Origin of the sequence: Virgibacillus chiguensis (genome assembly GCF_900129865.1) — a bacterium.
GTDB lineage: Bacteria > Bacillota > Bacilli > Bacillales > Amphibacillaceae > Virgibacillus > Virgibacillus chiguensis.
The window spans coordinates 1-21837 of the sequence record NZ_FQXD01000014.1 but is presented as its reverse complement, the minus strand read 5'-3'; the positions used below and the strand labels follow the sequence as shown (position 1 = coordinate 21837).

Genomic DNA, 21837 nt, shown 5'->3' with positions numbered 1-21837 from the left:
TCTATACCTGCGAACTTCTCATTTACTTTATCAAATTGACTGTCTATACCTGCGAACTTCTCATCCATTTTATCAAGCCGACTGTTTATTTCACCTAATAGCTTCATTACATTCTCTTCAAATTTTGACATATTTATCACCTCTTTATCATTATAATTTTCATAAAAAAGTCATTTTCCGCAAAACCTGATGCTACCTTCATTATATCAGAATTAAATACAAATACATATAAGAAAAACACTGTCGTTTTTCGGCCATAAGACTTGGCTTGTCACCAAGTCCTATGGATGAAATCTTACAGCACTTTATATCGTTTAATTTTCGTTCATTTCATATGTAATGGTTGTTAAATGATCTGCAGAAGCTGCTACTTCGTCAACAGCTTTACTTAATTCCGTAATAATATCTATAAAAGATATAATTTCACGATCAATCTTATTGTTTTGGTCTTTTGTTTTATGCATGGATTCCATAATTTGCAAAAAATGCTGTTCTGTTTCTTGCAATCCTGCGTTTCCTTGTTTAATTTTTGTTCCTACAGCACTTAAGGAGCTTGTAATCTTATCCACTTGCGTATTCATATTCCCAATGAGTGAGGATACATTCGTTACCGATTCTTTCGTTTGTTCAGATAAATTGCGAACTTCTTCAGCCACTACTGCGAATCCTCGGCCGTATTCACCCGCTCTTGCTGCTTCTATAGAGGCATTTAAGGCAAGTAAATTCGTTTGTTCAGCAACTTCTTTCACAATATTTACAATGGACTGCATCTTTTTGGAAACATCTAATAAATGGTGCACATCATTTCCTAGATGCTCTACCGAATTATATAGAGCTTTCATGTTTTCATCCTGCTTATTTAATTGTTCTTTCCCTTTTTTTGCTCTACTGTAAGCATCCTCCGATAATGATGTACCATTATTAGCAATCTCTATTACTTCTTTTGATTGCGATTGCAGCTGCTGAAAGGAAGCATTCGTCTCTTCAGAAATAGCTGCTAAGCTTTCCGAGGATTCTGCTACTCGCTCCCGAATTTGTTGTTTTTGTAAATTTGCTTCCCGTTTCAATTGGTTCGTCTTTTCATCATACGCTTCTAGCACAAGCTGCTGTTCTAAATTTATTATTTTTGATACTGCACGTATAGCCAAAAGCGATTCATTTTTCATTTCTATATTTTGCTCAATGATATCCATTAGCGATAAAAACAAATCCTGAAAGGCACTCATATACCATTTTGTATCAAGTCCTATATTTACATGCATGTTAGCAATTCTTACTCGTTTTTCAAAATAAGTAGGATTGATGACACCATCAAACATTTCACATATATGTCGCTTTAATGTTTGTTTTAACTTTTCAATGGAACTGTGTGTATTAATAATTTGCATTAAAGATGGTTCCATAGCTAAATTATCATAAAAACGCTCAACAATCTCATGGATATTTTGTATAACATAAGGCTTTAATTGACGAATGATGGATAGATCAGATATAGTTAGCCCAATCATTTGAATTTGCTTAGCAACATCATTACCATTCTCTACCTGTAAGCTTATCTCCGTATTATTCCCTGCACTTTTTCGAAAAAAAGATGCCTCTCTCTGTTTTTTGAAAATCATTACAAAACCCCCTATTTATGTATATATCTCTATGACAAGTAGTTATATTCTACTAGATTTTGCTACGATTTTCCTATAAAAAGCCCAAAAGAGCGATTATTCGAACTGCAGCATACATTTAATGTCTTACTTCTCTCTTATACAACCATTTCAGTTTTAGGGTACACCTTATATATGTCGACCAAAACGCTCACTACTTTAAATTATTGTCCATCTTTCATTTGCCATACGATCGTTTTTTCTTTCCATTGTGGTAGAAAAACTTGGCTCCCGTAGTTTTGCTTATACTATAATCCATAAATTTTTTCTTATAGTGCAAAAGAAAACTGCCCCAAAACAAACGTTTTAAGACAGATTTTTCTTTCACTTATTATTATCGAACAGCGCAACGATTAGGACCGATTTCCATTTCACGTTGTTTTTCCTCATCAGGAGTAATTTTACCCATATTCGTCTGACGAATTTCTTGGTACGCATTTGGTTGCGGTGGTAAATTCTCCGTTACTAGCTTTCTAAATTCCGCTTCGTCTTCAATATTTAATCCGTGGTTCTTCGCAAATAGTGTGCCCAGCTTTTCAGCAACTGTACCATCTTCATTCAATTCTTTGATAATCATAAAGTGAGCTGGAAGAACGATGAGTTCATTTGATAATTCACGGTAACGATGATACAACGTTTCGCGTAGATCTCCTACCCAATCTTCTGCAAGGCCAGCTAAATCTGGTCTACCAATAGAATCAATGAATAAAATATCACCTGTCAATAAATATTTTTCATCGACGACAAAGGATGTAGAACCAATGGTATGCCCTGGGCTATATAAAGCATGGATATTGATGGTTGTATTTCCTATCTTCACTTCTTCCCCGTCTTCTAGAGCTTGATAATCAAATACAACTTCTCCAGCGTCTTTCGGTGGAAGCCAATACGTCGCTCCTGTTTCTTTAGCGATACTTCTACCACCAGAAATATGATCTGCATGCAAGTGTGTGTCAAGCACATGCTTAATAGTAACGCCAAGCTCCTTTGCGAAATGAGTGAAAATTCCTGTCATGCGTGTAGCATCAATAATTGCCGCTTCACCATTAGACACTACCATATAAGAGAGACATCCTTTGCCTAAGCGAACAAATTGATACATTTCACCACCGTTAGTTAAATCACCAACTTTTATTGGCTCCATATGTTCGCTCCAAGCTTTCATACCGCCTTCTAAATAGAAAACGTGTAATCCCTGTTCCGACAGCATTTCAGCAACCATTACAGAAGATCCTTCCTTCGCACAAACGACTAACATATCTTTATCTTTTGGCAATTTATCTAAAATACTATCTACACCATCAATTAAATCAAAGTAAGGAATGTTTAAATATGAAAAATTTTCTCCTTCTATCTTCCAATCTGCAAAATCACTTTCATTACGAACATCCAAAATAAATAATTCTTCCTTTTGGATGACCTTTCTTGCTACTTCTTGAGACTTCATTGCTGTAAAAGACATCTCCATACCTCCATTGGTTAAGTTTTTGTTTATGAACTTTTGGATCCTCGCCCCTTTTAATACCATATAGGGTATTATTAAAACCAAAAAAATACATTCTTTTCTTATTATCCCCTACAAAATAATATTTCCACATTGTCAACCACTTAAACTTAGACGATTTTCTCTAACTGCCCACTGTCAAGATGGAACAGTAATCCACTTACGCTTACTCCTTCTCCATATGCTTTGTAAATAAGATGATCTTTTATATGCTCTACCTGTTTCATAATATTGATTTTCGTTAGCTCATCCATGGAGAATTCTTTGTTAGAACTTGAATCTGGTAAATTACTACGGATATTAGCAATCCATGGTGCTAATTCTTCTTCATTGTTACCACTCCAAGCAGCGTGAATACCACCACATTCTGTATGCCCCTTTATAATAATATGCTTCACTTTAAGATGGACCAAGGCATAATAAAGACTCGCTGAAAAACTTGCATCATTTTTTGCTACTTGGTTAGCAATATTTCTGTGGACAAACATATTGCCAAGCTTCATTTGTGAAATGACAGATGGGCTAACTCGAGAATCACTACATGCTATTACGAAGAAATCAGGGTGTTGCCCTTGTTGTAGCTGATGGAAAAGATCCGGGTCTTCCAATTGCATTTTGTTCACAAAATCTTGATTACTTTGCATAATATTTTTTTCATCCATCGTTTCTCACCTTATTTTTCAATTGCTTTTACGGCTTCTTCAATAGTAATATAGTGAATCAACTGATGATATTTTTTATTCCAGTTTGCTTTTTCTAATACATCCATGACAGGCCCTTTAATACCTGCAAATAAAAATTGCGTATGCTGCTTACAAGTCTGCATCATTTCCTCCAATGAATGAATGGAAACAGCATCCATCGAATTCACTCCGGAAAAATCCATAATAATATACTTTGTATCTGGTTTTTCTGCTAACCGATTACACAATTTATCTTCAACAAATGACATATTAGCGAAAAACAGATCCGCATCTACACGAAAAATGATTACCTCTGGATCATCCATTGCATCAGGATAACGTTGCTTGTTTTTATACACACCACGACTTTCCACAAAGCCTAATTCCGCAATATGTGGATAAGCATTTTTACCAACATAGACAAGCAGTGAAAATACAATACCGATTAAAATACCTGTTTGAATTCCGAACACTAATGTTGCCAAAAATGTTAGTATCCAAGTCCAACCGTCTGCACGGTTAAGTTGAAATAGATTTTTAGCTTCATGAAAATCAATCAAACTATAGACAGCTACCATAATAATTGCCGCTAACACAGCCTTTGGAAGATAATAAAATAAATCTGTGAAGAAAAGTAATGTTAGCATAATGAGCACTGCCGTAATAATTGAAGCTAACGGCGTTCTTGCACCTGCTTGGTAATTGACCGCTGATCTAGAAAAACCACCTGTTACAGGATAAGCAGAGAAAAAGGAACCTCCAACATTTGCCAAACCTAAGCCAATTAATTCCTGATTTGCATTTACTTTATACTTTTCTTTAGCTGCGATAGCCTTTGCCATAGCAATAGATTCCATAAAGCCAACAAAGGTAATGGTAAACGCTATTGGTAGCAAAGCAACGATAGAATCCATCGTAAATGTCGGGAAAGAAAATGCTGGCAGTCCTTTAGGAACTTGCCCTACAATCGATACACCATCTTCATATAAATTGAAAACGTACACTGCTAAGATGCTTATTGTAACCACCACAATAGGACCAGGTATCTTTTTCACATATTTCTTAAATAGAATTAACAGAACAATACTACCAATACCAATCGTTATTGTAATCGGGTTAATTTCGGATATTCGTTTTACAGCTTCTCCGATAAGCAAAAACACTTCACTTTTTCCAGATTCATACGTAACACCAGTTAGGTCCTTTAATTGACTCAAACCGATAATGATCGCTGCTGCTGAAGTAAAACCACTAATGACAGCATGCGACAGAAAGTTCACTAAGAATCCTAGTTTAAGAACCCCTAATAATAATTGAATCAATCCTACCATTAGCATGAGTAAAAGAACCAGCGAGACATACTCCGATGATCCGGGCTCGGCTAATGTTGAAACACCACTTAGAACAAGTAAAGACACCATTGCTACTGGACCTACTGCTAACTGTCTTGATGTACCAAAAAGCGCATAGATAATTAATGGAATTGTTGAAGCATATAATCCGATAACTGGGTCTAAGCCAGCTAACATGGCATAAGCCATACCTTGTGGGATTAACATAATGGCTACAATTAATCCAGCTGATAAATCGCCACTGAAATCACTACGATTATAATTTGGCAACCAATCAAACGCTGGAACTAGTTTTTTCCACAATTTAAAAACCCCTTCCTGCTAAATCGGGTACAGACGCTTTTCTTGGGTTTTGCGCCTTGCATCCCAATGGAGCCACCTCCAATTCTCTTATTACATTATAGGAAACGTTCAGATCGTTTCTAGTCTCAGGGGAAAATGCCCCCCGAGAAATGTTTTTACGCCTTTTTAATCCAAAACTTAAATACATCGCCTTCTTCAGCTTCTTTTACTAATTCATGTCCACCAGACTTCGCCCACGCCGTTAAATCACTTTTTGAACCTTTATCTGTTGTATGCACCTCTAAAATCTCTCCTGCATTTATTTCTTCGATCGCCTTCTTTGTTCTTACTACTGGCATTGGGCATGCTAACCCTTTTGCGTCTAATACTTTTGCTGCTTCCATGAATAAAATCCTCCTCTAGTATATTTATGTCAAACAGGGATATCCCTGATTTTAAATACATTTATTTGATAGAATAAAGTACTTCCTCATTGCATCGTTTAGAATGTTAGCGTCATATTGGCATCTTTTGCATATTCAATAAAAGATGCGGCACCAGCAACTTCAATGCCTCCAACAAGTTGTTCCTTTTCTAGCTTCATTACATCCATGGTCATTTGACATGCTAACAGTTTTACACCCATTTCTTGCGCAATACTTAATAATTCTGCAATGGATGGCACATTTGCTTGTTTAAAGCCTTCCTCAAAATGCTCTTTTCCTTCTGGTAATGGAAGGTTTTTATGAGCTTCTTTGTGAATTAAATTTAATCCTTCAAATGTAAAGAAAATGCCTACTTCTGCATCCGATGCTGCAGCTGCTGTTGCTAGATTAAATACTTTATATGCATCAAACAATCCCCCATTTGCTGCAATAATTGCCACTTTTGTATTTGCCATGTTTTTATTCCTCCATATTTAGTTATTTTTTTCAAGTGGTCCTTCCCACTTGGTCATACCTGGAACAACATTGATCACATTATTAAATCCTTTGGAAGTAAGCTTTTGGGCAGCTAAATCACTGCGGCTTCCTGTGCGGCATATAACGTATAACTCTCTTTCTTTGTCTAATTCTTCTAGTCTTGAATCCAGTTGATCTAAAGGAATATTTATTGCGCCTGGAATGTGACCAAAGGCAAACTCTGCCGGTTCACGCACATCAAGGATAGAAATAGCATCCTTTGCTTCTACTTTCTTTTGTATATCATTTAAATCAACAACGTTATCATGTTTGGCTTCTTCTTTCTTTTCCGCTTCACTAGCTACGCGGATATAATGTTTCAATACGTCCCCTTCTTCTACCGTACCAATGTATTGATGCCCTGTGCTTTCAGACCAAGCTTTTATATCCGCTGTGGAACCTTTATCTGTAGCCTGCACTTCAATAACTTCTCCAGCCTTTAAATTGCTAATCGCTTTCTTCGTTTTAACAATTGGCATGGGGCATGACAGCCCTTTGGCATCTAATACTTCATTTGCAGTAATACTCATCTTCATTCCTCCTATATTTCTACTTCTTCATCCCAAGCAAGCATGCCACCAGCTATATTTGTACAATCTATATTGTTTTCCTCTAAAATTTGACATGCAGTGGCACTTCTACCGCCAGAACGACAAATAACATAATAATGTTCATCCTTGTTTAGTTCCTGAACACGATTTGCAACGTCTCCTAATGGGATATGACGTGCTCCAGGTACTTTTCCTAGCGCTACTTCATCATCTTCCCGAACATCAATAATCTTGATTTGTTGATCTTGTTGATACCTTTTTATCAAATCTTGTGTTGTAATTTCCTTCATTTTTCACCCTCCAAAAGCTGTTTGTTTTATATAAATAAGGTTATATTTGCATCTTCGGAATCTCCGACATATGCTCCTACGCCACCGTATTCAATATTGTCGAGCAACTCCTCTTTTTGCAAACCTAATAAATCCATTGTCATCGTACAAGCAAGTAGTTTTATGTCTTGCTCCTGCGCCATAGAGATTAAATCAGGAAGTGGCATAGCATTATGCTTTTTCATGACTTGTTTTATCATTTTTGGCCCCATTCCTAAATAATTCATCTTAGATAGTCCCATTTTATCTGCGCCACGCGGCATCAATTTTCCAAACACTTTCTCCATAAAGCCTTTTTTTAGCGGAGCTTGATTATCTTTTCGTAGTGCGTTTAACCCCCAAAATGTGTGGAAAATCGTTACTTCATGATCATAGGCAGCAGCACCATTAGCAATAATATAAGCGGCCATCGCTTTATCGTATTCACCACTAAATAGAATAATTGTCGTCCTCTTTTTTTCAGCCATCCATAAACTCCTTTCTTTTCATACATATAGGTGTAGGGGTATTAATTACTATAAAAAAATGGGTGACTTGTTTAATCACTATGATTAATAGTATTTATTATCTAATGATTTGTCAACTATAATTCATCTGGTAAAATGATACGGCGCTTCACCTTCGCTTTTGAAGCTGCTCACTAAGCAGAGCAACTTTTTTCGTTTCTTACATAATAGCCTTTGACAGCATACCCCTTGTTGCACAAAAATCTAGCAGCAATATTTTTTTCTACGCTATTTGAAGCAACTAAAATAACAGAATTGCTTGGAATATCTTGATAATGCCGATTTAAATAAGCTAACGGTAAACATAAAGCTCGATCCAGCGCATCTTTATAAGATTTATTATAATCTCTTAAATCAACTAAAACGGTTTGATCATCTTTAACAAATAATTCTTCTTCATCTAAACTACTAACTCCCCGCACAGGGATATATCTTTGGTAGGAAAAATATAGAAGTAGAACAACTATACTCATAAACAACAATGCCATACTACGACTCCTTGTATAGTATATTTAGGCGTTCATATTCGCCTATATTTCTAACAGCACTCTCCCCCTACAACCAGGCACCCATGCCACCTTTTACGTTAGTTATTTTTCCAAATCCTTGTTTTTTTAATACTTTTGCTGCACGCATACTACGCATACCACTTTGACAAATAACGACGACTTCTTTTTGCTTATCTAATTCGTTACAACGATTCGGTAGCTCATGTAACGGTATGTTTTTAAATGGTTTTTGATGATTAGTCTTATATTCTTGTGGGGTACGGACATCAATAAATTGTACTTTTCTATCTTTTAACTTGTTTTTTACTTCTTGTACAGTCATTTGTGTCACGCCTTTTACCGGCATAAACCTACTAACTATAAACACAACTACTATCGCAATGATCCCCCATTGCACTATTTCCATATCACTCTCTCCTTATAGGGGTATAGGTATTATTTTCGAGAATTTTTTTATATCGGTTTTGTTTTCTAATAGCTCTTCATGTTATCCATCATAGTATCAAGAGTGAGTATTAATATATTACAATACACATGGCTCAAACAAGAATCACTAGAGCAACTCGTTTTCTTTGATTTAGAAAAACTATCCTTTTACCATAAGCGTAGTTTTATTTATACAAACATCAAACCTATCGTCCAAAAAAGATGCTTTATCTACTCTTTACAAGCAAATTGACTGCTTCGTTAATGAAAGGTTCTGCCTCTTCATCATCTGCTTGGCGAATACAAGCTTCCAGATTTTTGCTAACTACAAGTGCTGAAGTTCTATCTAGGGCACTCTTTACAGCTGATAACTGCATGACGACATCTTTACAATCTTTTTCTTCTTCCATCATTTTAATAATACCTTTTACTTGTCCTTCTATACGTTTCATACGATTTTTTACTTTTGCATCGTATTTCATGACGTTTCCTCCTCTCTTCATGGTTATATCTAAATCCACTTCATGTTCAAACTGCTGTTTACTAAAACAGAATTATACCAACGTGGGCGGCAACCCATTTTTAGTCTTCCTCTTAGCGACGAACCGATAATGACTTAGCTTAGGGCGATATCGTGAAGTCGCCTCGTTGCAGAGCGATGGTTTGATATTTTCCTATAATGATAGAAAACTTGACTTTTCAGCAAATCTTTATGTTGAAAGCCGTATTTTTGCTTCTACGATTTCATTCTTTGTATAATGTAAAATAAGTTGGCCACGAGACCATCGTCATTGGTGCATCATTTCCATGCCACAAATTCATTTTATACCCCACCTGGTATTTTGTCAACGGTTTTTGTATCTTAGTAGAATAACTTGGCTTATCATCAAATTTTTATAGCAAAAATGCGGTCTTTTTGTTTATCTATAAATCCTAAACATTTAATTCTTTTCATGGTATTAGAAAAAAAGGTATATCGTCAAGTCTTTTAGGGCTGTAGTTTTCTTATACTATAAACCTGTAAACTTTTATATATTCCTAGTAGTATAAGGAAAGACCGCTACAAAACCGCGGTCTTCCAAATCTTTCATACTTGTGAAGCTGCAACTTGCTGATTTGTCACTTCTTTATTATTTGCTCTTTCATATGCTTCTAGTAAAAAATCTACGATATGCACAGCATTCATTTCCTTAGACAAACCTTCTCTTTCAATACCTAGCTTCATTTGCAGTAGACAACCTGGATTCGTTGTCACAATCGTTTTCGCATTCGTATTCCTTGCTTGTTCCATTTTATAATCAAGAATTTGCATCGACATTTCCGATTGAACAATATTATAGATGCCTGCTGAACCACAGCAACGACTCGCATCTTTCATCTCTACATACTGAACACCAGAAATGGCCTCTAGCAATTGCCTTGGTTCCATAAATGTTTTTTGACCGTTCTTCAAATGGCAAGAATCTTGATACGTAACGACTTGTTCCGGTAAAGACAGCGGCTGTTTATGAAATTCAAGTTCTACTAACACCCGAGTGATATCTTTGATTTTCGCACAAAAGCGCTCTGCACGTTCATGCCATTGCGGATCATCTTTTAATAAATGAGCGTATTCCACTAAAAAGGCACCGCATCCACCCGCATTTGTAATTATATAATCCACTTCAGCTTCTTCAAAAGCAGCAATGTTGCGTTTTGCCATTTCTCGAGCATGATCCATTTCCCCACTATGTCCGTGTAACGCTCCACAGCAAGCTTGTGTTTTAGGTAGAACAATTTCACACCCAGCATACTGCAATAGCTTCATGGTAGCATCATTTGTTTCCATAAAAATGGTATCCATTAAACAGCCAGAAAAAAACGCTACCTTCTTGGTACGATTTCTGTGGAGTGGCTGTAAGTGATGTGGGCGTCGTTTCATTGCAGAACGCTTTGGAACATCTGGAAGTACTTTTTCCATGGTACGCATCGTCTCAGGAAAAAGTTTCATGACGCCAGTTGCTTGTGCAAGTTTTTGAGCACCAGAACGTTGGTAAAAGCTCAGTAAACCAGTCAGCCCAATCATGCGATTTTGTTGAGGGAAAATATTTTTTAAAAAGATCCCCTTCATTACTTTTTCTGGTAATGTTGGCTTTTTGCTTTGATAAATCGCATCCCTTGCTTGCTCTAATAATCTGCCAAAGTTCACACCAGAAGGACACACGGGTTCACAAGCTCTACAGCCAAGACAAAGGTCAATAGATTCTTTCACTTCTTCACTAGGTTCAATCACCCCGTCGACCAAACCTTTCATTAAAGCGATTCGCCCACGTGGTGAATGGACTTCATTTCTTCCTGTTTCAACATATGTTGGACAACTTGGTAAACAAAATCCGCAACGCGTACAATTCATTAGTTCATCATAATCCATTTTTTCTTGAAAAGCGGTCTGAATGCGTGCTTTTTCTTGTGTATCCATTTATTTCTCCATCTCCTTACTTTGCTTTGTGAGCGGGTCAAACATTTTTCCTGGATTCATAATTCCATGAGGATCTAACGCTTGCTTTATACGGCGCATCGCCTCAACTCCATGCTCTCCCGCTTTCAAATGCAAATATGGAAGCTTCATCATTCCGACACCGTGTTCACCTGTAATCGTTCCTCCAAGCTCAACCGCCTTCTCAAAAATTTCTGCAAATGCTTTTTCTACTAATTCCATTTCTTGCTCATTACGAGCATCTGTAAGACATGTCGGATGGAGGTTTCCGTCACCAGCATGACCGAATGTACAAATAGTTAGCTCGTACTTTGCAGCAATTTCCCCAATTGCTTTTACCATTGCTGCAATTTTCGAGCGTGGCACCGTAGCATCTTCCAAAATCGTTGTCGGCTTTAACCGAGATAGAGCGGATAACGCTGTTCTCCGCGCTGCCGTCAATTGCTCTGCCTCTTCATCTGTTTGCGCCACCTGTACATCAAATGCTTGATTATCTTTACATAACGACGCAATCTTTTCCATATCACGAGCGACTACTTCAGGTGGCCCATCTTGTTCAATTAATAATACTGCTTTCGCTTCTGTCGGCAATCCAATTTTGGCATAGTCTTCAACAACTTGTACGGTCGCTTGGTCTAAAAATTCCAAGGTGGCAGGAATAATGCGGTTGGCAATAATCGCTGACACACTTTCCGCGGCAGCTCCTAAATCATGATAAAGGGCAAGCATCGTTTGTTTTGTTTCTGGTTGTGGAACAAGCTTTAAGATCGCTTCGGTAATAACCCCAAGCGTCCCCTCTGCTCCGACATACAATCTTGTCAAATCGTACCCCGCTACATCTTTGGCAAGCTTTCCACCAGTTTGAATGATCTCACCGTTTGGCAAAACGATCTCAAGTCCAAGCACGTAATCTCTCGTCACACCATATTTAAGTCCACGCAGTCCACCAGAGTTCTCACTAATATTCCCCCCGATTTGCGATATGTGCATTGAACCTGGATCTGGCGGATAGAAAAGACCTACTGCTTGCGCTCTATCTAAAATATCTTTTGTATATACCCCAGCCTGTACGGTCATAGTTAAGTTTTCTTCATCAATTTCTAAAATTTCTCGCATGTGCTTAAAAATAAGCACTATTCCTCCTTCTGAAGGCGTTGTGCCAGCACATAGATTTGTCCCAGACCCACGAGGTACAATTGGTATTTGATGTTCATTACAAACTTTTACCACGGCTGAAACCTCATGTTTATTTCTCGGTGCTACCATTGCATCAGGTAATGTCTGATACCTTGGCGTAGAATCATACGAATAAGCGAGTAAACTTGCATTGTTATCTTCTACATTATTTTCCCCGACGATTGCGATTAGCTTTTCTCTTACATCCCTATTTAACATACACATTCTCCTACATAGTAATAATTCTATTTTAAGAAAAATTAAAAGAAAAATAAATGTATATATGAACAAAAATCCAGTAGAGAAAACGCCTTCTTTTGGTTCAATGTACAATTTTTAATTATAAAAACGCTTTATATGAAATCTGTTTACAAGCTGTAACATTTCGTGGTTCGTATATCAAATTCTAGACCCTGCGCTGGCTATAACTGTTGTCATTTTGAACTTCAGCAACTTTACATTTTATCCCTTATTATACTTACATGATGATAAGCGAAAGGCCATATACAATAACATAACATCATCCAACTTTTTAAGATTTAAATTAGTAATTTCTGCAATTCGATTTAATCGGTAATGCAATGTATTTTTATGAATATGTAAAGCATTCGCCGTAACTTGCATTTGCATATCATGAGAAAACCAGCTCGCTAGCGTTTTCATTAGCTCTTTTTCTTTTACTAACTCTTTTAAAGTTCGACAAATAAACGTTTCTTTTGTTTGCGCACTAATTTCATGTTCGAGCATTTCAAAACGTAAATCCGCTTCAAACACAACAGGATTTGTCCCATCAGCATGTTCGCTTGCCTTTACTGCTTGCGAAAACGATGCCGATAAGTGCTCTGGCTCAACAATATTTCCAACCCCAGCATACAAGTGTTCATCTAATTCTTGGTATACAGCAGCGATCCATTTGCGTAGGCAATGATCTAATAACGATGCCTCTACTGCTTCAACTAACATGACAATTCGGTCCTGCCCCCACCTTACAAACAAAGCACCGACGAAATCATCCCAAGCAGATTTCAATTTTTCAAATCGATGGTACGAAAATCCAGTTAGTAATTCTTTTCTTTTAAATACAACTACTTGCTTATAAGCTTCCATGTTGATATGAAAAAATTTACTTCTTTCGACTAAACTCGTATAACTGCTCGTCTGATTAAGCCAGTCAAAGATAAAAAATTCGACGTCACGTGCTTTGCTTTCCTGATTTATTCTAGTTAGCGAATCCTGTATAAATAGTTCTGTCACTTTTTGTACCAATCTAGCATATGGCTCTACGATAGACGGGTTACCAGTAATCCCAAGGACACCCAAAGGAATTTTATTAATCACAATTGGAAACACGACGCCTTCTCTTACGCCATGTAGTTTTTTGGTTAATTCTTTTGACATGATCATTTTTTCTTTATGTTGCATTGCTATACAAGCACCCTCATGGTAATTGCCAATTCGTTTAGCATCTGTACTCGCCACAATATAACCTTGCTGATCTGTTACAATTACTTCTTCTTTAATAAGCCGATTCATTTCCTGAACAATCGAGTTATAGAGCCGATCTGTTTGCAGCAGAATATTTTCCAATGCTTTTCACCTACTCGTTTGTATTTCTACATTATTTTATCACGCAAACAATAAAGCTGTCTTTCGATCAGCTACATGCGTATTTCGATATTGCTATTAAAAAACAGAGCGAGTTAGAAAAAAGGAAGGGAAATGCCGTTTTTGTTTTTCTTCTCATCTGTTTATTGCTCCGTCCCTTTTATTTGCAACTATTCTGTTCATCCTTTAGACTTGTCCTATTCAAATAATTCTATTAATTTTTTAGCATGTATAAAGTTTTTTATGGATAGGAGTTTACTCAGATGAATTTAAAAAAAGGGAGCCATAATTGTATTACGGATATTGCAGGAGTCCAAATTGGACATGTCACGTTATATGAAAAATTAGATGAGGAACAAACTATTTGCACTGGAGTAACGGCCATATTGCCGCATAAAGGCAACCTATTTCGTCATAAAGTCCATGCCGGGAGTGCTGTGTTAAATGGATTTGGCAAAACAGCAGGATTAGTTCAAATAAATGAACTTGGACTTGTGGAATCACCAATTATGCTGACAAATACATTTAGCGTTGGTTCTGTTTGGCAAGGAACGCTCGACTATATGCTCGATACAACAGAAGAAATTGGCGACACGACAAGTTCCATTAATATTGTTGTCGGGGAATGTAATGACAGTTATTTAAATACAGCTCGCTACCCTGCAATCAAGCCAGAACATGCTGTCAAAGCGATTAAATCAGCTAGCACCTCGCCTGTAGCTGAAGGCTCAGTCGGTGCGGGAAAAGGGATGGTATGCTTTGGTTATAAAGGGGGAATCGGAACAGCTTCACGTATCGTTTCACATAAATCCATAAACTATCAAATTGGCGGGATCGTATTAAGTAACTTCGGCAAAAGAGGTGATGCGCTCTTTGCTCGTTGGGAGCCAGTCCAACAAGATACCCCTGATGGTTCCATCATGATGATCTTAGCAACAGATGCACCACTACTCGAGAGACAATTACAACGACTTGCTAAACGTTGTGCTGCGGGTCTTGGGCGCACTGGTAGTCAATTAGCGAACGGCAGCGGTGACATTGCCATTGTTTTTTCAACTGCGAATAAAGTCCCACACGCTACCGATTCCTACACACAAACCGTTGACTATTTACGGGATGATCATCCGTTAATGAACCAGCTGTTCCAAGCGGTCGTTGAAATTATTGAAGAATCGGTGATCCGCTCTTTACAAATGGCAGAGACGACAGAAGGAAGAAAGGGACGAATTGTAACAAAGGCCCCGTTATAGAAACAGAATGCATTCACAAGAGAATACTCATCTCATTATGCTAACAGGTAGGATCACACCACCTTAAAAATGCACGAGCCTCATTGCATAATGAGCGATGTTTTATCTAACAAAAGTTTAACGAGATATTCCACAGGGAACACCTCCTCTACAACCACATTTACGAAGGAGTGAGGATCACTATGCGAACAAATCTAAACCATTTTATTAACGGTGAATGGATCGGCTCAACTGGTTCCGAAACGATACAAGTATGCAATCCTGCGACCGAAGAAGTGATTGGTGAGATTAGTTCTGGAACCGAAGAAGACCTCAATAAGGCAGTGGCTGCAGCGAAAGCAGCTTTCCCATCTTTTTCAAAAACGTCAAAAGAAGAACGAATTCAATTGTTGGAAGCTATTGCCAATGAGTATGAAAATAAAAAAGACGAACTGATTGACGTAATTACAGAAGAATTAGGATCTCCAGTATCTATTTCCCAAAATGTTCACTACACCATGGGATATAACCATTTCAAGCATGCAGCCGAAGCATTAAAAAACTTTTCTTTTGAGGAAAATCGAGGAAATCATAAAATTCGCAAAGAATCAATTGGTGTAAGTGGTTTAATTACACCTTGGAACTTCCCGACTAATCAGACCTCAACAAAAATAGCGGGAGCGATTGCAGCCGGTAGTCCAATGGTATTAAAACCAGCTTCGATGACACCTTTTGCAGCTATGATGCTAGCTGATATCTTGGCAACGGCTGGTGTTCCAAAAGGTGTGTTTAATTTAGTAAACGGTTCTGGTTCAACGATTGGTAATGGCATTAGCAAACATCCAGATATTGATTTTGTCTCCTTCACAGGTTCAGGAAAAGTAGGCGAAAAAATCATGAAAAATGGAGCAGAAACAATTAAAAAAGTAGCTCTTGAACTTGGAGGGAAATCACCACTTGTCGTATTAGAAGATGCAGACATGGAAAAAGCTGCGAAAACTGCGGCTTGGAATATTATGATGAACACAGGTCAAGTTTGCTCTGCAGCAACAAGAGCAATTATTCCAGCTTCGAAAAAAGAGGCATTTGAAAAAGCAGTCAAACAAGCTGTTTCCTCTTTTGAATATGGAGACCCAAAACAAACAGAAACAAAAACAGGGCCGCTTATATCTAAAGATCAATGGGATACGGTACAATCCTATATTGAAAAGGGGATTCATGAAGGAGCAACTTTACTCCTCGGTGGCACTGGAAAACCAGAAGACCTAGAGACAGGCTATTATGTAAAACCAACCGTGTTTACAGATGTAACCAATGATATGGTCATTGCTCAAGAAGAAATTTTTGGTCCTGTACTCTCTGTCATCACCTATAATGATTTAGATGAAGCGCTAGAGATCGCTAATGATACGATTTATGGTCTGGCAGGTTACGTTGTCGGCAAAGATAAAGAGACACTTGCTCACGTAGCCAACAATATAAAAGCGGGACAAATTACGGTGAATGACGGAAAGACCGATTTCTTTGCTCCGTTTGGCGGTTATAAACAATCGGGTATTGGTAGAGAATGGGGCGATTACGGTATAGAGGAGTACCTCGAAGTAAAAGCGATTATGGGGTTATCTTCATGAACAATCGACACTTAGCATAGCTTCAAAGTAGCTGCCTTTATTGTTCTATGGCACAATTCCCAGAACGTTTCTTTAAAGCGTTTCCCATTGTTCAGTTAAGATTTATTAAATGACGAAGCCGCATAATAACTTACTATTATGCGGCTTCATTAGGTGTTATAACAACAGATAAACCAAACAGGCTTTCTCCATCAAAGATTAGCATATCAAATTGTGCTTTGCATCGAATAGACCAAGATTATTTAACACGAGTCTTTATTTAATCTTCATCTTTCACGTCCAAATCTTCAGGAATCGGTTCATTGAGGTAGTCTTGAATCATCGCCCGATATTTTTCTACCTGCTCAAAATGGGTTTGAAATTGTTCACTGTTAATGAGAAATTGTTCCCCATCATGCACAGCTCTAACTCTTCCTTGTAACACAAGTGCATGTAATTGCTTTTCATTCATAGACAAATATTCTGCTGTCTCAGGAATCGTCATGTACATACATCCTCATTCCTTCCTAAAAGTATCCTGTTGTTATGGAGAAAGCGATCATATATCTAATAGAAAGTCATACTTGTCTGCAACTGTTTTCTCCCCGACGATAGCCGATAATTCTTCGACAAAATTAAATAAAATATACCGTAACGAACACGAAGCTCCCCATGAACTTCAGCTGAGCTTCCTTTTGTAGTATTTCAATCTCACTTCTAAAATATACTGCATGAAATAAAAGATCAACTAGTTGCAACAACTATATATGACAATAAGGGTAATTTAGTTGAACCCAACAACAATGATAATGATTTAATACCACCTCTAGCTGCAACTGCTCCAACAAAAGTTAAATATCTTAATAACTTGCATCTTACCAATCAAATGGATTTTACAAATTTGGACGTAGGTACGGCGGGTATACATTTATTTACAACAAATAACTCCTCTAAAAAGTTTAGAATTACCTTGAAAAAAGGAGGATTTGGCGTCAATACGCATACTTGGGATCAAACACCATTAGATGTATTTGAATCTATTAATCTTCCATTGAGTGGGTCCCTATACACAATTAGAACATATCAGTATTTCTATTTTCTTGTAGACAATCCAAAAAATGGTCAAACAAATATGGTACAGGCAATTAAAAGGTTAATTTCCTAGATCACAAAAAAACCATACCAGTGCGGTATAGGTGGTTTTGGTTTTGAAGATGTTATTTTCTATACACTTTCCCTCTATTATCAACTTTCAATACATTTATCACAAGCTTCAGGTCAATAATATCAAAAATAATTCTAAAGTCTCCTACTCTTTTTCTATAAGCATTGTCACCTTTTAATTTCTTAACGTCCTTTGCTCTATAGGGGTTCTCAGACAATTCCAACATAGCATTTCTAATTCTTTTCTTGGTGACTTTATCTTGTTTTTCAACAAATTTCTTAGCTTGTTTGGAAAAAATAATATCGTACATTACTTTTCCAATTCCCCAAACACTTCATCGAATGAATAAAACTCTCCATTTGCAATTTCTTTTCGTGCGATATCCAAATCTTTTTTGTCCTCATCGCTCAAAGTTTCTTCGCCGATTATTTTTTCAAATAAATCTGCAGCTTTTGGTAATTTATCTGCGGGTAGGTCATCAATTAATTTGTGTAACATTTCGCGATTACGGTCAAATATGCGACTCATTGTTATCACCTCATTTGGTTATATTTTACCACACATTATTTTATTATTCCAAAATAGTTTTGGGAATCTATGCTAGAGGTTTTACTTGAAGTCACAGAAAAAATTGTGTTCCTGCTTTGTTCCTTTTTGGGGTCAAATTGCCCCTTTAATTTGGTGTAATGCTTAAGGATTTGCGTTCTGAATCTGTGCTGATAATACAACAAAGAGGCTGTTTCACAATCAGGAAACTGAGCGTGCAACTGTTTTCTCTCCCAAAGCGAATCATGGTGATAGCCGATAATTCTTCGACAAAATTAAATAAAATATACCGTAACGAACACGAAGCTCCCCATGAACTTCAGCTGAGCTTCCTTTTGTAGTATTTCAATCTCATTTCTAAAATATACGGCATGAAATAACACACAAACAAGACAAGGTTATTGCACACCGCTTTCTAGTATTGAAAATGTCTTTGCCTCACAATTCATTTCCGCCATTGCTCCGTAAGGCAAAATAAATTTCGGTTCTGTATGGCCAAAGTTCAAATTAAACAGGACTGGCAAATGTTCTAAATCATACTCTTGTAACACTGTCCCAATTATAGTTTTATATTCTTCATAATACTTCTCTTGCTGCGGTTTTGCAAAAATCATACCGTTTACTACGTGCAAAATGCCTTGGGCAGCATAATTTCTTAACCAACGTTTCACATGGTCTGGTGATGGTTTTTCTTCTGATGTTTCAAAAAATAACATGCCATCCTTCCAATGATCCATTTTCGGCCAAAGCTCTGTCCCTTTGGCAAATTCCAATACTTCCATACATCCACCGATTAAGTGCCCCGAAACAATGCCTTTTCCTTGTAGCAACTCATATCCGTTATTCGGTTGCATACTCCTTTTTATCTGACTGTTTGCAGGGACGAACCAATCTAAAAACTCACTCGTCCATTCCTTTGCTGGTTCCACTTTGCCAATCGGTTTCCGAGAAAAAAGCGTTCGCTCGATAAAATCAATGGTATATTCATGCATCTCCACATTCTCAGCAAAATCGGTTAATATGGCTGGACCGTAGAAAGAGGATAGACCTGCTTTGTAACAGAACAAATGCACCATCGTTGCATCAGAATAACCCATGAAGATCTTCGGATGATTACGAATGACAGTAAAATCAATGTATGGTAAGAGTCGAATGCTATCTTCCCCGCCAATGTTGGCAATAATCGCTTTAATGGTTGGTTCTTGAAAGGCTTGCATCAAATCCTCCGCTCGAGCTTGTGGATTTTCATAGACATATGCGGCACCTTTTAAACTGTTAGGCATTGGCACAACTTCCAGCCCAAACACCTCTTCTAACCGCCTTACACCAATTTCATAACGATAGCGAAGTTCAGCCTCGCCTGCCCCACCCCAACTTGGGCTCACTGTTGCCACACGATCCCCTTTTTGCAGCTTATTTGGTTTCATCAACATCCTATCATCCCCTTCTATAGACGTATCTTTTCCTTCACAACCTTCATTATATTTGCAACTGGTAAAGAGCCGCCATTGACAACTTCATCAGCGGAATCTTTTACACGCTCCATCGCTTCAAAGGCTTTTCTTCCATATGACAAATAATCTTTCATATAGGAAACTACATCTAGTTCATGATAGTCCCTTATTACTCTCCTTGCCATGGCAATATCCAATGGAATATCAATAAAAATTGCCAAATCAAGTGTATACTTTAAACCCTCATTTAAGTGAGCAAACGGATAATCTAGAAAAATATAGTGAGGTTAGCAGTTTCATAATAGCGTTTCACATCATGTACGAAAGGATCCAGTTTCCATTCATTATAATTTGCACCACGTTTTACCCAACTAGCAAAATCAGTAGGAGCATTAGCAAAATGATAATCATCGAAATATAACGCTATTGCGTTATCGTACTCCGCTTCCAATTGTTTCGTTATCGTCGTTTTACCGCTACCAGAAACACCTGATATCGATACAACATAAGTTTTATCCATGATTTGTCAACTCCCTTATGCGCCTCATATACATCATGACATTCGTTACATCTTCTTGCTGGAACGCAAAATCAAGCGTATGTGCCACATGTTTGGATAACTTCGTAAATAAGTCACACATCGTAAATAATGCTTCCCAAATCCGCTCAAGATCCTTACCGCAGCTATATGTCTTCCTGTATTTCTCCCAGTCCTCTTCATCTAAATAGTTAGGATAGTACTTGCCAAGCTTTCCTGCACTAACTGAGAAATTCGTTTTCACGCCAATATACCAATCGATCATTTGCATAAGTGCATTGCGGTTAATTTGTTCGTACATAAACATCGTGTAAGTTATCTCTTTCCGCCATAACCCTTTACTAATATTCAAACAAATCCACCAAAATTCATTACACACATCCGCAAATTCCTGCTCGCTTGGTCTTTGAATATAATAATCTCGTTCACTAGGTGGAGGTAATTCGCCAATTAACTGATCTTTATCCATCAATAACACGCTTAAACTATCAAATGGTTGAAACGAAGCAAGCTTTTCTTCCGGAATTAATGTTAAGTCGAGCCGATTTCCATCCTTAAATTACATCAAATAAACAAAATGACCTTTATTCTCTGGCGGTGGTGTAACCTTTCCCTCAGGCATTTGCATCATGATCCGATCACCAAACACATCCACCCATGAATGATTCGAAGTAAAGGAAGCCATATTGTTCACCACATAAACAATATCAAAATCTTGAAACATATCCTTTTCCACATTTGGATTGGCTCGCGAACCATTTAAAACTACTGCTCGTATTCGTTCACCCTGTTGCGCTGTTTGCATAATAAGCTGCATCATTTCATGTTCCGTTCGCATCGAAATATCCCTTTCACTAGATTGATTTTTTTGACTTTTTTAATTATAAGGAATTATATCATAATTCAACGAACCATATGTGTACGTTTAGTGAACTACTCACCACTTAGCTTCGCTTGAAGTGGGAGCTTCTCATTTCCACGACGAAAGCAACCTTTCGTCTCCATGAGCGTTACTTCGGGAAGTTCCTGCCCTAGATGTCCGACGAATCGGAGTTTCTTTCGTACCTTGGATATTTTACGCATGGAAGGATTCGCTTGGTTTTCGCATTATTAGTTTCTCCATGCAACCTCATATATCCAGTTTTCAAAGAACACTTCATGCTCTTATGGTAACATGCGTTCGGTCAATTAGCACGTCTAAAGACGTACTTGACCGAAAGCCAATTCATCTCCACCTTACCGCTGGGATTTCACCCTTCACACGCTTGAAGATGGA

25 protein-coding genes and 1 pseudogene are annotated in these 21837 nt (G+C 37.5%); 3 read left to right on the top strand and 23 right to left on the bottom strand.

Annotation, left to right across the window (positions count from 1 at the left end):
- Positions 1 to 314 precede the first annotated feature (314 nt).
- From BUB45_RS14540 to BUB45_RS14470, 15 genes are all read right to left on the bottom strand, one after another.
- The gene (locus tag BUB45_RS14540) at positions 315 to 1619 is read right to left on the bottom strand and encodes a globin-coupled sensor protein (protein ID WP_073011153.1); all 1305 of its coding nucleotides are present in this window, start codon (positions 1617 to 1619) and stop codon (positions 315 to 317) included.
- Positions 1620 to 1992: 373 nt separating this feature from the next.
- Positions 1993 to 3120 (bottom strand): MBL fold metallo-hydrolase, encoded by a 1128-nt coding sequence (locus BUB45_RS14535; RefSeq protein WP_073011149.1) that lies wholly within the window; start codon positions 3118 to 3120, stop codon positions 1993 to 1995.
- A gap of 152 nt (positions 3121 to 3272) precedes the next feature.
- On the bottom strand, positions 3273 to 3824 hold the full coding sequence (locus tag BUB45_RS14530) for a carbonic anhydrase (RefSeq protein WP_073011147.1): 552 nt from the start codon (positions 3822 to 3824) through the stop codon (positions 3273 to 3275).
- Between the two features lie 11 nt (positions 3825 to 3835).
- Positions 3836 to 5500, bottom strand: coding sequence for a SulP family inorganic anion transporter (locus BUB45_RS14525; protein WP_073011145.1), 1665 nt, complete (start codon positions 5498 to 5500; stop codon positions 3836 to 3838).
- Positions 5501 to 5655: 155 nt separating this feature from the next.
- A complete protein-coding gene (locus BUB45_RS14520) occupies positions 5656 to 5883 on the bottom strand; it encodes a sulfurtransferase TusA family protein (protein WP_073011143.1) in 228 nt (75 codons plus the stop codon).
- A gap of 98 nt (positions 5884 to 5981) precedes the next feature.
- Positions 5982 to 6380, bottom strand: a complete 399-nt coding sequence (locus tag BUB45_RS14515) for a DsrE/DsrF/DrsH-like family protein (protein WP_073011140.1) — start codon at positions 6378 to 6380, stop codon at positions 5982 to 5984.
- An 18-nt stretch (positions 6381 to 6398) separates the two neighbouring features.
- Positions 6399 to 6971: a sulfurtransferase TusA family protein gene (locus BUB45_RS14510; protein WP_073011138.1), complete on the bottom strand. Its 573-nt coding sequence runs from the start codon at positions 6969 to 6971 to the stop codon at positions 6399 to 6401.
- An 11-nt stretch (positions 6972 to 6982) separates the two neighbouring features.
- On the bottom strand, positions 6983 to 7282 hold the full coding sequence (locus tag BUB45_RS14505) for a rhodanese-like domain-containing protein (RefSeq protein WP_073011136.1): 300 nt from the start codon (positions 7280 to 7282) through the stop codon (positions 6983 to 6985).
- 26 nt (positions 7283 to 7308) lie between these two features.
- A complete protein-coding gene (locus BUB45_RS14500) occupies positions 7309 to 7788 on the bottom strand; it encodes a DsrE/DsrF/DrsH-like family protein (protein WP_073011133.1) in 480 nt (159 codons plus the stop codon).
- A 173-nt stretch (positions 7789 to 7961) separates the two neighbouring features.
- Positions 7962 to 8315: a rhodanese-like domain-containing protein gene (locus BUB45_RS14495; RefSeq protein WP_084723727.1), complete on the bottom strand. Its 354-nt coding sequence runs from the start codon at positions 8313 to 8315 to the stop codon at positions 7962 to 7964.
- Positions 8316 to 8382: 67 nt separating this feature from the next.
- Positions 8383 to 8742 (bottom strand): rhodanese-like domain-containing protein, encoded by a 360-nt coding sequence (locus tag BUB45_RS14490; RefSeq protein WP_073011130.1) that lies wholly within the window; start codon positions 8740 to 8742, stop codon positions 8383 to 8385.
- Positions 8743 to 8989: 247 nt separating this feature from the next.
- Positions 8990 to 9244: a metal-sensitive transcriptional regulator gene (locus tag BUB45_RS14485; RefSeq protein WP_073011127.1), complete on the bottom strand. Its 255-nt coding sequence runs from the start codon at positions 9242 to 9244 to the stop codon at positions 8990 to 8992.
- 605 nt (positions 9245 to 9849) lie between these two features.
- The gene (locus BUB45_RS14480; RefSeq protein WP_073011124.1) at positions 9850 to 11220 is read right to left on the bottom strand and encodes a (Fe-S)-binding protein; all 1371 of its coding nucleotides are present in this window, start codon (positions 11218 to 11220) and stop codon (positions 9850 to 9852) included.
- The gene (glcD, locus tag BUB45_RS14475; RefSeq protein ID WP_073011121.1) at positions 11221 to 12633 is read right to left on the bottom strand and encodes a glycolate oxidase subunit GlcD; all 1413 of its coding nucleotides are present in this window, start codon (positions 12631 to 12633) and stop codon (positions 11221 to 11223) included.
- Between the two features lie 243 nt (positions 12634 to 12876).
- The gene (locus BUB45_RS14470) at positions 12877 to 14001 is read right to left on the bottom strand and encodes a CdaR family transcriptional regulator (RefSeq protein ID WP_073011118.1); all 1125 of its coding nucleotides are present in this window, start codon (positions 13999 to 14001) and stop codon (positions 12877 to 12879) included.
- A 281-nt stretch (positions 14002 to 14282) separates the two neighbouring features.
- On the opposite strand from BUB45_RS14470, the gene BUB45_RS14465 reads away from it, so the two are divergent.
- Entirely contained in the window at positions 14283 to 15269 is a 987-nt protein-coding gene (locus tag BUB45_RS14465; protein ID WP_073011115.1) for a DmpA family aminopeptidase, read from the top strand.
- 182 nt (positions 15270 to 15451) lie between these two features.
- Positions 15452 to 16879, top strand: coding sequence for an aldehyde dehydrogenase family protein (locus BUB45_RS14460; RefSeq protein ID WP_073011112.1), 1428 nt, complete (start codon positions 15452 to 15454; stop codon positions 16877 to 16879).
- Positions 16880 to 17138: 259 nt separating this feature from the next.
- Here the strand turns inward: BUB45_RS14460 and BUB45_RS14455 are convergent, their stop codons facing one another.
- Entirely contained in the window at positions 17139 to 17369 is a 231-nt protein-coding gene (locus tag BUB45_RS14455; protein ID WP_073011109.1) for an excisionase family DNA-binding protein, read from the bottom strand.
- Positions 17370 to 17726: 357 nt separating this feature from the next.
- On the opposite strand from BUB45_RS14455, the gene BUB45_RS14450 reads away from it, so the two are divergent.
- On the top strand, positions 17727 to 18023 hold the full coding sequence (locus BUB45_RS14450) for a hypothetical protein (protein ID WP_212590779.1): 297 nt from the start codon (positions 17727 to 17729) through the stop codon (positions 18021 to 18023).
- 52 nt (positions 18024 to 18075) lie between these two features.
- On the opposite strand, the gene BUB45_RS14445 is transcribed toward BUB45_RS14450, so the two are convergent.
- From BUB45_RS14445 to BUB45_RS20240, 7 genes and pseudogenes are all read right to left on the bottom strand, one after another.
- Positions 18076 to 18333, bottom strand: coding sequence for a type II toxin-antitoxin system RelE family toxin (locus tag BUB45_RS14445; RefSeq protein WP_073011104.1), 258 nt, complete (start codon positions 18331 to 18333; stop codon positions 18076 to 18078).
- The gene (locus BUB45_RS14440) at positions 18333 to 18551 is read right to left on the bottom strand and encodes a hypothetical protein (RefSeq protein ID WP_073011101.1); all 219 of its coding nucleotides are present in this window, start codon (positions 18549 to 18551) and stop codon (positions 18333 to 18335) included. Before BUB45_RS14440 ends, BUB45_RS14445 begins: the two co-directional genes overlap by 1 nt.
- Positions 18552 to 18967: 416 nt before the next feature.
- On the bottom strand, positions 18968 to 20002 hold the full coding sequence (locus BUB45_RS14435) for a S66 family peptidase (RefSeq protein ID WP_073011099.1): 1035 nt from the start codon (positions 20000 to 20002) through the stop codon (positions 18968 to 18970).
- Between the two features lie 14 nt (positions 20003 to 20016).
- Positions 20017 to 20244: a nucleoside/nucleotide kinase family protein gene (locus tag BUB45_RS19380; RefSeq protein WP_084723725.1), complete on the bottom strand. Its 228-nt coding sequence runs from the start codon at positions 20242 to 20244 to the stop codon at positions 20017 to 20019.
- A gap of 47 nt (positions 20245 to 20291) precedes the next feature.
- The gene (locus BUB45_RS19375; RefSeq protein ID WP_084723723.1) at positions 20292 to 20543 is read right to left on the bottom strand and encodes a nucleoside/nucleotide kinase family protein; all 252 of its coding nucleotides are present in this window, start codon (positions 20541 to 20543) and stop codon (positions 20292 to 20294) included.
- Positions 20536 to 21399, bottom strand: a pseudogene (locus BUB45_RS14425) (aminoglycoside 6-adenylyltransferase). Before BUB45_RS14425 ends, BUB45_RS19375 begins: the two are co-directional and overlap by 8 nt.
- Before the next feature lie 95 nt (positions 21400 to 21494).
- Complete coding sequence (locus tag BUB45_RS20240) at positions 21495 to 21644, bottom strand: hypothetical protein (protein ID WP_176087306.1); 150 nt, start codon at positions 21642 to 21644, stop codon at positions 21495 to 21497.
- Between the last annotated feature and the right edge of the window lie 193 nt (positions 21645 to 21837).